At 32.8% G+C, this 12,614-nt stretch carries 9 protein-coding genes; all 9 read left to right on the plus strand.

Annotated features, from left to right (window positions below; genetic code table 11):
• Window positions 1-42: 42 nt before the first annotated feature.
• Complete coding sequence (locus MKS83_RS07055) at window positions 43-1,485, plus strand: contractile injection system tape measure protein (protein ID WP_240582560.1); 1,443 nt, start codon at window positions 43-45, stop codon at window positions 1,483-1,485.
• Window positions 1,486-1,797: 312 nt separating this feature from the next.
• Window positions 1,798-5,496, plus strand: coding sequence for a hypothetical protein (locus MKS83_RS07060; RefSeq protein WP_240582561.1), 3,699 nt, complete (start codon window positions 1,798-1,800; stop codon window positions 5,494-5,496).
• A gap of 2 nt (window positions 5,497-5,498) precedes the next feature.
• Entirely contained in the window at window positions 5,499-6,308 is an 810-nt protein-coding gene (locus MKS83_RS07065) for a hypothetical protein (RefSeq protein ID WP_240582562.1), read from the plus strand.
• A gap of 284 nt (window positions 6,309-6,592) precedes the next feature.
• Window positions 6,593-6,967, plus strand: a complete 375-nt coding sequence (locus MKS83_RS07070; protein ID WP_240582563.1) for a hypothetical protein — start codon at window positions 6,593-6,595, stop codon at window positions 6,965-6,967.
• A 2-nt stretch (window positions 6,968-6,969) separates the two neighbouring features.
• Window positions 6,970-7,389 carry a hypothetical protein gene (locus MKS83_RS07075; RefSeq protein WP_240582564.1) on the plus strand — a complete coding sequence of 140 codons (420 nt, stop codon included), beginning with the start codon at window positions 6,970-6,972 and terminating at the stop codon, window positions 7,387-7,389.
• A 558-nt stretch (window positions 7,390-7,947) separates the two neighbouring features.
• The gene (locus MKS83_RS07080; protein ID WP_240582565.1) at window positions 7,948-10,353 is read left to right on the plus strand and encodes a hypothetical protein; all 2,406 of its coding nucleotides are present in this window, start codon (window positions 7,948-7,950) and stop codon (window positions 10,351-10,353) included.
• A 359-nt stretch (window positions 10,354-10,712) separates the two neighbouring features.
• Window positions 10,713-11,267 (plus strand): hypothetical protein, encoded by a 555-nt coding sequence (locus tag MKS83_RS07085; RefSeq protein WP_240582566.1) that lies wholly within the window; start codon window positions 10,713-10,715, stop codon window positions 11,265-11,267.
• A 75-nt stretch (window positions 11,268-11,342) separates the two neighbouring features.
• Window positions 11,343-12,038: an ABC transporter ATP-binding protein gene (locus MKS83_RS07090; RefSeq protein WP_240582567.1), complete on the plus strand. Its 696-nt coding sequence runs from the start codon at window positions 11,343-11,345 to the stop codon at window positions 12,036-12,038.
• A gap of 132 nt (window positions 12,039-12,170) precedes the next feature.
• Window positions 12,171-12,602, plus strand: coding sequence for a hypothetical protein (locus tag MKS83_RS07095; protein ID WP_100376189.1), 432 nt, complete (start codon window positions 12,171-12,173; stop codon window positions 12,600-12,602).
• The last annotated feature ends 12 nt before the right edge of the window (window positions 12,603-12,614 follow it).

Raw genomic sequence — 12,614 nt, forward strand, 5'->3', positions numbered from 1 at the left:
AATTCAGTATTTATAAATATTGTATAATTAAACCCATTTGATGTGAAGCAGGATCATATAATTCAGAGAGTTTTTGTCGAAATTGCAGTCAACAACAAAGAAAAAGCACTGAGTATCAAAGAAGGTATTAACAGCTTTTTGTCTGTTGATGTCTTTCCACAAATAGAAAAGTATATCAATGCTTTAGAATATAAATTAGAGGACTATACCTTACAAATTCCCCGGCTGGAACTGGATCTGAATATAAAAAGCAGTTCATTAAATGCCGAATTAAAAGATAAAATTGTTCAGCTCTTTGAAGAAAAACTGTCAGAAATGACCGGGCCTATTGAAATTTTAAATCAAGAAGCAGAAAACGATTCAAAAGCTTATTGGATCAGCAATCAGGAGAAGATGGTTAAGACTTTCATCTATTTTTTAGAGAAAGGAGATATGCCCTGGTGGAATCCTGATAAAAAAGGCTTTTCTTTTTTGGATCCTGAGGTTTTTGATGCCATGATTCACTCCACTAATTTTGAAAAAAGCATAATAAATATTCTGCCAAAACAATATGTTCAAAATCGAATAATCAATCAGCTTTCCAATGAGCAGATTGCGGAGTTAAGTCTGACAATCTTAAGAAATAAGGAATTAAAAATCAGCTTAGAATCCGATATCATCAATTATATATCAAAGCTGGATCATACCAACAGATTGACTATTTGGAGCCTGATATTAAATGTAGTATCAGAATATCTGACCTCATCAAATAACAGCCTTCAGGATTATATTATACAGCAAATATCAAAATTAGAAGCGGCTAATTTTTTACAGATAAAAACCAACCGTCAGAATTTAAAATCCATCATTAAAATTTTCCCTTTTATTAAAGAAAGTGAAATTATTGAAAGCATAAAAAATAATGTAATAAACCATCCTGAAAACGCGGAAAATTCAATTAGGACAATTGATGAAGAGGGCAAAACAATTCACGAAGATTTAAGCCCGAACGAAGGGCTGTATATTCAAAATGCAGGACTTATTATGCTACATCCTTTCCTCAAAACCTTTTTTGAACATTGTAATCTTGTCCATCCGAAAACCCAGCAACTTACAGATCCAGAATTATGCGCCCACTTATTACATTATATCGCTACCGGAGAAGCAAATGCCCCGGAATATGAGATGGTTTTTGAAAAATTCTTATGTAATATTCCAATGAATCAAAGTATTAACAGACATATCAAGCTTTCGCGAAAACACAAAACACAGGTTAAAAATCTAATAGAAAGTGTTCAGCAAAACTGGAAACCAATGAAAAAATCATCTGTAGCACTATTACAAAATGAATTTTTTCAACGTTCGGGTAAATTAGTGATTACCGATCAGGATTATACCCTCACAGTAGAACGAAAAACACAGGATATTTTACTTGATAAACTTGCGTGGGGATTAAGTCTTGTTAAACTGCCATGGAAAGAAAATTTCATGTTCGTGAATTGGTAATAGACACTTATTCTCAAATACTTCAAGGCTGATTTTGAATCAGGAACGATGTCTTTACTATTGAAGTATAACCAACTTACCAGCTTGAACTTTGAATCTGTAAATCAAAAAAGTAAGAAGAAAAGCCAGAAATAGCTTAGCACAGCCTGTTTCTCCTAATAAAACTGAACACTACTCCCAGCTACTCAGATTCTAAAAAAATCCACCATCACAATCTGTTTTTCACATTCAATAGGTAGTATAAAACGCAATTAGATTAATTGCGTTTTGTATGTCTTTAAAAAATCAATATGAAATTAAAAAACTAAGTCAATGAAAGCAGCAATTCCTGTAGAAAAAGACAATGCCCACCAAAGCCCAAGCAGAAAGCAAAGGCAGCAAGAATCTGTGGTACCCCTATCTGAGGTAGAAATAACCAACGTAAAGGCACAAAATCCTGAAACATCACCTATTAAGCCTGGATCATCTAACACTGATAATAACCGTCTCGGTACTAATGGCAGTATTGCAGCGGTTCATGGTTCTCAAACTATTTACGATCAAGGTGCTGAGCTCATGTATAAAAAACATCAGGAAAGTTTAGCCGAAACCAATGATGTCAACCATCCTGATACAAAAGAGACCGAAAAAAATTATATAGCAAGTTTAAATGTCAATCAGGCACATAATTATAATGACGTTAAATATGGTACGTATCTTCCGCAGACGGTACAAGAGCAAGCGGTAGCTCATCAGAAAAACAAAAAAAATCAAGAAGCAAAGCAAAAACCGATTGGTAAAGGTAATGCTGATGTATCTTTAGCTGATTTGTCAGCTACTCCGGCTACACAACTGGCTGATCATCTTAATACTGTTCAGAATAATAGTACTTCACTTTTAAATAGTCAGTCTGAAAAAGCAACAGGAAAGCTTCCGAAAGTGAATGCTAAGATAGGTAGCGCTTTTTCAGGATTTAAAGCAAAAAGTAAATCTGGTGCGGGTAAAACGGTAGCAAAATCAAGTAAAAAAACAGTTAAATCTACTGGGCTAAAACCAAAGCAAAAAGAGATTTCCTTCCCACAAAATGAACCGTTGAAAAAAACAAGCTACTCTTTCAATGCAGCAGGAAATAAAAATGGTGAACTGGAAAAACAGGCCACACAGCAATTTAGAGCTATTAGTCTGGATACTTCTTCAATTCCTACAACAATGCAGCAGAATACAAGAGTAGATCTTACGGGAGAAGCTGATACAGAACATCTGGTGATTGAGCAAAACGATGTTGCACAAGACATGAACATCAAAAAAAATCAGGCGGCAAAAGATATTCATAAAGATTATGGCGAAAACAGCATTATCAAAAAGCCAAATGATGAAATGCTAAAACCATCTCGAAAAATAAACTCCAAAGCAATTAAAAAGCAGCCTATTGATGCTTTGAAGCTGGAAGGTATGGATGAAGCAAATATCAATACTCAGTTTGAACCAATTATTCAATCTAAAATAGGTGCCGAAAATGAAAAATATCAGGCTGCTGAATTAGAACACGATCAAAAAGTGCTTGAGCAGGAAAAAGCTGCTGAAACACAAATAGGAGCCGAAAAAGACCAATCTCAAGAGAAGCAGCGAAAATCAGTAAAAGATGCCCAAACAGATGTTCACAATTCAAGAGTTGAGTGGCAAAATGCACTTGATAAAACAGAATCCGATTTTGCGAAAAAATCTGGGGAACAGGCCAAAACTACTCTTGGAAATATAAAGGCAGAAAAGAGTAAAGGTGAATCTGCAGCTCAGGGGCATATTGATTACGCTAATAAAGAAGCACGTAAGAAAAAAGAAGTCGCAGATAAAGATGCCAAAGCAAAAAAGGATGAAGAAGAGAAAAAGAGCGGAGGCTTCTTTGGTTGGCTTGCCGATAAAGCTAAAAATTTCATTGATGTTCTCAAAAGCGCTTTGAATGATATTTTCAAAAAACTAAGAGATGCTGTAAAAGTTATTTTTGATACTGCCAAAAAATTAGTTTTAGCAGCATTAGAGGTCGCAAGAAAGGCAATTGTAGGTTTTATCAAAGGATTTGCTTCGTTGTTAAAAGGTTTCTTAGACTTTGCTCTAGCTGCTTTCCCTGGTATCAGAGACCGACTGAAAGCCAAAATAGACCAATATGTAGCTGTCGCCGAAAAATATGTGAATCAAGTCTTTGAAATCTTCAAAATAGCGGTTATTGCAGTAATTGATTTCTTGGCAGATGTGGTAGATAAATTGATTGGTGCATTACAGGATTTTTATAATTTAATTCTCGATGCGGTCAACTTTATTGTAGCCGGAATTCTAAAAATAATGGAAGGTCTAGCGAATTTAGTGAGTTCGGCCATGGTAATGCCTGATAACTTTATGGGGCAAATTTCTGAAGAGTTTTTAGGAATGGATGTAACACAACCGTTACCGTTTGAAAAAACAGCAATGGCTGAGGTAGCGGGTTCAGGATCAGATTCAGAATACTCTGAATTGTTAGGAAGAAACTCTTACAATGAAGACGATTTTCATGTTGACCCGGTTGCCAATGATATGGAATTGAGTCCGGAAATTCTTGCACAATTACAAAGCAGCAATGGTGAAATTGATTTCGGAGCTAATGGAAATACACTTGACATGTTCAAACAGTCTGCTGTTGGATCAGAAGCATCGGAAGATAAAGAAGTGACAACAGGAAATCAAAATATTCCTGCAGATCCATATGCTCAGGCTGATTGGTTTATCAATTATCAAAACAGCCAATCCCCGCCGAGTACGGATACAGAAAGTTCCTCAGGAAAACAGGCCGCAACTGCAAATTCAATGCCTGAAGAAATGAAACTGGTTGGGCCATGGACTCCGGGTGTTCGTTTATACTATTTAAAAGAGCAGATGTGGGCAGGAATTAAGAAAAACTGGGCAGAAAATAAATGGAAATACATTGGTATTGGAGCTGCAATTGTTCTTGGGATAACCGCATTGGCAATTCTTACAGCAGGAGCTATTTTTGCATTGATTCCACCTGCACTCGAAATCTTTGCTGCTATAATGATGGCACAAGCTGTTGCAAAAGCCAGTGGTTTCTTCAAGACATTTATGACTGATGGCTGGCTAGGAAAAACAGCTACTGCAGGAAAAGCTTTAGCAAGAGCCATCGGGATTATTTTAGTTGAATTAATTTTCATACTTTTATTCGATTCTGCTGCATTGTTTAAAGTATTAAGAACAGCAGCGAAAGGCGGAGTAAAAGGAGTGGTCAATTTAGCCAAAGCAGGAGCTAAAAGTACTCTGAAAGCCGGTAAAAATGTTCTTGTTGCTACCGGAAAAGGATTTGTGAAGCAGGCTGGTAAAGCGAAGTTCTTTGTCCAAGGTATAGGAAAAGGAATCGCTAAAGGTGCTAAAAACTTAGACGAGTTAGGTGAAAACTTAGCGAAACGTTTTAAATTTAAAGGATTTTCTTTGGAATTAAAAGGAAGATGGTTTACTTTGTATGGTATAATTAATCCTAAAATTCCTTTAGCGAAAGGTAAAATTGATGATGATGCAGTTGAAAAAGAAATAAAAGATGCTTTACAAAAAGCTAAAAAAAGATCAAAAGAAATAGACTTTGGAAAAGGAAAAATCATACGTGGCTTTACATCTTCAGGAGAGTTAGTAGAAAGATTAGGTAGATTAAAAAATTTATTGAAAATTTATGGAAGAGAAGACATAAAAGTAGGCTTACGAGGTAGTTCCTTATCAGGAACGTCTTCCAAAAATGGATTAGACTTCTTTTCTAACCCTAATGCTGATTTAGATTTCTTCATCATAGACACTAAATTTATAAACAAACATAATTTATTTGAAAAAATGGATAATATTACAAATTCATTAAAAGAAAATCATTTAAAAGAAATTGACGAAAAATACCTGGAAATGATTAAAGACTTTTCTAAAGAATCTCAAAAACAGTTAGGTAGAAAAAGTTCTGTTCGTATTATATCAGAAAATGTATTAACAGGTAAAGAAATAATATTTTAGATATGAGTTTGCACACATATGATTTACCAAAATACCCTTTTAATATTGAGAAATATTATTGGAAATTGACAAAGAGTCATTATGGTATTTTGTTTATTGAAATCAAAGGTAACTTACATAGTAATGAAATAAACTTACTATTACACTTTTTAAAAGAAGAATTATCATATTTATATGACAGTAGTTATTTTATTATTGATTTGTTGGAACTAAATTTAGTAGAAAATTATATTTTAGATTTAAAAGATGATTCATTTGATAAATATATTTTTATTGGAGATCTTGATCATATTAAGGCTAAGCATATTTTTAATGATACAATAGAAAGTATTAATTATTGTTCTTCGTTAATGAGAAAAAAATATTTTGATGGGAAAATAAGAACCTATGATTATAAAAAAGACATTCCTAAAATCTTTAAATATAAAGATTTTATTCATTTCTTGTCCTTTGAAATGATGCACGACAAAAAAAATGAGTTAGGCTACTTTAAAATAAAAGGAGAATATCCAGGATTTACTAACGATCTCGATGACGATATATTAGAAACAAAAAGGTTTTATTCTACTCTAAATAAATTTTTAAAATTTTCAGAGGTAAAACATGTTATCATTGATATTACAGATTTTAAGTATCAATATTTAGATAAGTACTTACAAGATTTTATGCCTAGTTATCAAGACTTTGATAGTAATCCAGCTAAAGTAAGCTATATAATCAATAAAGATACAGATACTACTTATGGTTTTGTAAAAAATTCTAAACTTTTTTTTAGCTTAGATGAAGCGTTAGAAACTTTGAAAATAGAATAAGCAAAATTTTATAAGAAGTACTGTTAAAAACACCATTATAAAAACACTGTCATAAAAGCTCTGCAAATGTCAAAAGACGTTTGCGGAGTTTTTTTATAATTTTTTCATTATATGAAAGTAAAGAATAGCGAAAGGCGCTAAAAATTTAGATGAATTAGGTGAAAACTTAGCGAAACCTTTTAAATTTAAAAAATTCTCTTTAGAATTAAAAAGAAGATGGTTTACTTTCTATGGTATAATTAATCCTAAAATTCCTTTAGGAAGAGGTAAGATTGATGATATTGTTGAATCAAAAACTCAGGATTTACTCAGAAGGAAAATTGTTGCCAAATTTATTAGGGGGTAAAGAATTTGAAATAATTGAAAAAAAGGCAATAAAGGAGATATTTGGATGTTCAAAAATAGCACTTAAGCCTGATGCAACTGTCGCCATTACTGGTGTTGTGAAGAATGTAAATGCTATAAAATACTTAAGTAAAAATAGTGTTCGATTTGTTAGTGATCCAAAATCAATTGATAAATTATTTGTGAAGATAGATAAGGATTTTATACTAGATGAATTAGGAAATCGTATTCCCACTATTTTTAGTCAAGAAATTGATGTTTTATTAAAAAATGGATATAAAATAGAAGGTAATATTGCAAAAAAAATTAAATAAAAATGGACGAAAAACGATTTGAGACAGAAGAATTCTTCAGTGCCTCATTGGTAGAAGAGATTATGAAAGAATTTCTATGGCCTACATCTTACAAAGTAATTGACAATGGCCTTAACCTTTTTGCAGAGGTTATTTTTCCTAAATGTACATTTCTAATATCAGATGATGGTCTTGGTGGAACAGATTTAGATTTTACATCATATAAAGGAGAGGATTTAAGGATTAATATTTCTGTTGCTTTATGGGTTAGAAATTTGAGGGCTGCAGATTTGAATTTGACAAAGCGATTGAGCGTTTGGCCTAATGAAGAAGATATGAAAACAGATTTAAGAAATACAATGATAACTTTACAAGCCTATTTCCTGCCTTTCATTAAAGGAGAAGATGACGATTTGATAGAAGATGTAAAGAGCTTTCATTAAATTATAGGGAATACAGTTGTTAATCTCATAAAAACTCCGCAAATGTTTTTGACATTGCGGAATTTTTTTAAATCGGTTGAAGTAAGCATGCTAAAAATTTAGACGAGTTAGGTGAAACTTTAGCGAAACGTTTTAAATTTAAAGGATTTAAATTTATCTTTACGGAAGCGTTAATCCTTAGGTTTTACTGGTGAATGGAGAAATAAAAACTATTTACCTAATGAAAATCAAAATAATCGAAGAGTTGAAAGAACGATTTTAATTCTTTATAATTGTTTTTGCTTAGCTATCATACGAAGTGAAATTCAATTTGGACAATCTTTTCATATGGCAAATAAACAAAAGCGATTCGAATTTTGTTACGAATCGGTTTTGTTTATTTTTATAAAAAAAGTCACTACCATTTTTTACTACTTATAAAAGGTCAAAGTTTATTTATTTAAAGTAACGCTTTCCCGTTATTATTGTTAAAATCTCCTTAATTTTTGAAATTAGAAAACTTTAAAGTCTTTAATTGAGTAATTTAGCATTGGATTAAAAAATGCGTTAAGATTTTCTATGAAAAACATCTTCTTTTTATTGCTCATTTCAGCGGTACAGCCTGCATTGGCACAAACCAAACTGGAAAAAGCAATTGCCAGTCTTGAAAATAATTATGAACAGGAAAAAGTATACATCCTTACCGACAAATCACAATATGCTGCTGGTGACCACATATGGTTCAAAAGTTTTGTTTTTGATGGTTACAATCGTTCTGCATTGTCTACTACTCTGTTTGTTGAATTATATGATGTCGATAAAAAATTAATAGACTGGAAAACGGTACTTCTCACGAATGGTGAAGGCAGCGGAGATTTTAAACTTAAAGAAGATCTTCCTGAGCAAATTTATTTTGTAAGAGCTTATACGCCTTATATGACGAATTTTAACGAAGATTTTCAGATCGTTAAAACCATTCCGGTTTACAATCCCAGTTCTACTAAAACATTAGAAATTGCAAAAAGTACAGACTGGTCTGCAAAAGCTTTCCCGGAAGGAAGAACTTTCATTAATGGAGTACCAACAAAATTTGCCGTAAGATTATCCAGCAATACTTCTTTACCGGAAAACTGGAGCGGAAAAGTAATAGACACACAAAATCCGAATGTCCCTGTAACTACCTTTACAGCTTTTGATAAAAATGTTGCCTCATTTACAATAACTCCGGCTTCTGGAAAAAAATACCAGGCTATCATTCAGGATAATGCAGGAAAAAAGCAAACCATAGATTTACCTGAAGTCGTAAACAATGGTGTCAGTCTGCAGGTTTCCAGCTCTAAAGACGGGATTAAGTACAGTTTAAAAGGAGTCAATTTAAAGCAGCAGCTTCAAAATTATAAAATTGTAGGAACCATCAACAACCATTTGGCATATAGAGCGAATATCAATCAGCTAATTAATGAAGTTTCAAGTCTTATTCCTACCAAAATAAGCAACGGAGCCAACGGTATTTTACAATTAGCCATTTTCGATGAGCAGGACAATCTAGTCGCTCAAAGGCTTTGCTTTATCAAACCTAATAATTTAAAGATTGAAAAGGCAGATATTATTAGTAAAAATTTAAAAATTACGCCAAGATCTTTCAACAGTATTGATCTTTCCCCGGAATCATATTTTAAAAACTATACCGTTTTGGTAAGCGAAAACGATGGCAACAATACACCGGAAGAAGAGAACCTTCTGAGCAGCCTTTGGTTAACGGGAGATTTTACTTCAAAAATAGACAGTCCGGCGCAATATTTCTCCAGCAATGCCAATAGTGAAGCTTTAGACGCTTTGCTTATTTCTGAAAACTGGAACAGATTTGACTGGAATTCTGTTCTTAACGGATCTGTGCCATCCATTAAAAACAATTCTCAAAAATTTCTTTCTTATAGGGTAAAACCTCTTAAAAACAATGCTATGCTGAAAGATACCAATGTTACTTTAGCATTAAAACTAGGGAAGAATGAACCTACTATTAATTTATTTAAAACGGATCAGAACGGATATGTCTATCTGGATAATCTCAGCTTTGACGAGCCTTTAACTGTCTCCTTATTTGTAAATGCAGAAAAAGATAAAGAATCCAGTACGGATAACTTATTCATCACCGTAGAACCACTGGTACTTCCTACACCATTTAAAGGCAACTTTCCAACCACAAAATACAAATTGGTAACAGCCAATGAAAACAGAAAGCTTGCTCCAACAATTTCCAGAGCTATCAATACGCAGAAGAATATTAAAAAAACTGAGAATGTTGATGTACAAATTGAAGAAGTAAAATTAATAGGAAAGAAAAAAGATCCCAAAGAAGAATTGGATAAACAACTTTCTACAGGAATGTTCAGTTCTATAAATTCTACTATATTCGATTTTGTAAATGAAGACCAGCATGTTGGAGGATCCAACAATATTTTTGACTGGCTGCAGGGAAGAGCGGCCGGTTTAACATTTCAACGGGACAATTCAGGAGTGAATGTACCCTATATTCGTGGCAGTCAGGCAAAACTCTATTTAGATGAAGTTCAAACCGATCCCAGTATGATTGCAAGTCTCCCCGTAACCAATATTGCTATGGTGAAAATTATTAAAGGAGCCGGATTAATAGGTGATGCCGTATTAATCTATACCATGAAAGGAAATATGAAATCCAAAAGCAATGAAAGTGAAAAAGCAACACAAAATAATAATCTGGCCATAGTAAAAGGATACGATAAACCTTCGGAATTCCCTATTGAAATGATTGATAATGATTCTCCGGCTAAAATTGAAAATGATACCCGAGAAACATTGTACTGGAATCCTAATTTGTTTGACAGTGATTATGTTCCTCCGAGAATTAAGTTTTTCAATAATGACTCTGCAAAACAATATAAAATGCTTATCATAAGCTTTGATGAAGACGATAACCTTCTTTATGATCAGGAAATTTTAAAATAAAGCTAAACGGCATTACTATCTTGAAAGTAATGCCGTTTTAATTTTATAATTAGAATCACTGATAACAATCTCCTGTCCATTACAAGAACTCATCATTATGGAGGAAATACATAAATGTTGTCCAACTTTAAACAGTAATCTGCAATGATTTCGTTAAATAATCTATCAAAACACAGGAGTTTTGAAAAATAAAGTATTTAAAATCAACTACAAATGTTTTTATGGCAATAACCTAGCATTCTTTCCAATAGCAATATTAAAAAAAGTACTATTTTTGTGAAGAATTATAAATGTTGTCTAATAGAAGATTTATTATTACATTAGACATACCAATTTATGAAATATTAAAATTCACCCAAATGAAAAAATTAATTCTACTCCTTACTTGTTCGTTCGGTATTTCGGTTTTTTCGCAAATTAAAGTACTAAAAAACGAGACTTTAGTAGAAATTGGAAAAGATAATTCTGTAGGTTTATTCAAAAAAGACGATAAATTCACTATTAATTATCAGGACCTCAATACGAGTAATCTCAATACATTCAGATCATTTTCATTTTTAGATGTCAATGGGGATGTAGAAGGCCTCTATAAATTAATTACCGATGGCCTTATAGATCAACCAACAGGAAACATTACTCTGGAGCTTCCTAATGATATTATTGAACTGCACTATGAAAAAAACTACGGACAGCCTACTGTTCAGTTTATTCAGTACATCAATAAGAACAGGAAGTATGTAGGGAAATCCCAGTTTTTAAATAAAAAGCAGGTTGACAAGATCTTTGGTATAGGAACAACCAAATCAGCATTGTATAAACCTGTTGCAAAGAACAATCTGACCCCTGTGAATCCAATGCCTGCTCCTGAAACAGCAAAACCGGCAACCACAAAAGGAAAGAAATCAAAAAAATAATCAATAATACTTAACTCATTCTCTTAGGATGAGTTTTTTATTTTTATTTTTGTAAAAAAAGATTCTCATCAGATTATGTCCCTTCAAATAACTCAATTAACGAAAAAGTTTGCAGAACAAACTGCGCTTAACAATATTAATATTTCAATTGATAAAAATGAGATCATTGGTCTTCTGGGCCCAAACGGTGCCGGAAAATCCACACTTATGAAATCCATTGTCGGTGCACTTACCATAGATGAGGGTGAAATTATTTTTAACGGGAAAAACATTACAGAAAACGAGATAGAAAGCAAGAGAAAAATTGGCTTTTTACCAGAGAATAATCCTCTTTACCTGGAAATGTATGTAAAGGAATATCTGCAATTTGTAGCCAATATTCATAAAATTCCTGTATCAAGAGTAGATGAGGTGATCGATTTAGTAGGAATTACTCCGGAAAAATCTAAAAAAATAGGACAACTTTCTAAAGGATATAAACAAAGAGTAGGTCTTGCACAGGCCATCATTCATCAGCCGGATTTATTGATTCTGGATGAACCTACCAACGGTCTTGATCCCAACCAAATCATTGAGATCAGAAATGTGGTAAAAGAAATCGGTCAGCAAAAAACAGTTTTACTTTCTACCCACATCATGCAGGAAGTTGAAGCACTTTGTTCCCGTGTAATTCTTATCCATAAAGGAAATATTCTTCAGGATTGCCCTATTGAAGAGTTTAAAGGTAAATTTGAAAGCCTTGAAGAAGCTTTTGCAAGCTATACCGCATAAAAAGAAGAACGCCCGAAAAATTTCGGGCGTTCTTCTTTTCTTTAACAATTATTAGTCATAAAGTTTCTTGTAAAAATAGGATTAATTAGCTTTAATTTGATAAATTTAACATCACCAATAAAAATATTAAAAATGATCAAAAAACTTTTATTTACAGCGCTTTGTATTGCTCAGTGTTCATTATTTACAGCACATACAATCCATGAGAATCCTGTTTCAAAAGAAAATTATAAACAGGAAAAAGTACCAAAATCAGTCATTATTAAAACGAAAAAGTTCAAGCTCAAAATAGATAAGCAGCCCAACGGGAAATATCTTTATCAATCTTGGGCAGCGACCGGAAAAGTAACTTCAAAACCGAGCATGATTATTTCTGACGGAGAGTTGATTCCTGACGGAACCGGAGGAAACTATTACTATGAATTTAACAATAATGGCTATACTTATCAGGTCTGGAGAAATTATTTAACCGATTCGCCTAAAAAAGCACCTTATACTCTTGTGGTGACTGATCAAAACGGAAAAACAATCGTTAATCAGGATGGACAAATCGTAAAAAATTAAAATAAAAACTCT

The organism is Chryseobacterium sp. Y16C (assembly GCF_022488405.1).
GTDB classification, from domain to species: Bacteria; Bacteroidota; Bacteroidia; order Flavobacteriales; family Weeksellaceae; genus Chryseobacterium; species Chryseobacterium geocarposphaerae.

Excerpts from the sequence above, each read along its gene's own strand:
- MKS83_RS07075 (WP_240582564.1), top strand. The coding sequence starts at position 6,970 with ATGGACGAAAAACGATTTGAGACAGAAGAATTCTTCAGTGCCTCATTG.
- MKS83_RS07080 (WP_240582565.1), top strand. The coding sequence starts at position 7,948 with ATGAAAAACATCTTCTTTTTATTGCTCATTTCAGCGGTACAGCCTGCA.
- MKS83_RS07060 (WP_240582561.1), top strand. The coding sequence starts at position 1,798 with ATGAAAGCAGCAATTCCTGTAGAAAAAGACAATGCCCACCAAAGCCCA.
- MKS83_RS07065 (WP_240582562.1), top strand. The coding sequence starts at position 5,499 with ATGAGTTTGCACACATATGATTTACCAAAATACCCTTTTAATATTGAG.
- MKS83_RS07090 (WP_240582567.1), top strand. The coding sequence starts at position 11,343 with ATGTCCCTTCAAATAACTCAATTAACGAAAAAGTTTGCAGAACAAACT.
- MKS83_RS07085 (WP_240582566.1), top strand. The coding sequence starts at position 10,713 with ATGAAAAAATTAATTCTACTCCTTACTTGTTCGTTCGGTATTTCGGTT.
- MKS83_RS07095 (WP_100376189.1), top strand. The coding sequence starts at position 12,171 with ATGATCAAAAAACTTTTATTTACAGCGCTTTGTATTGCTCAGTGTTCA.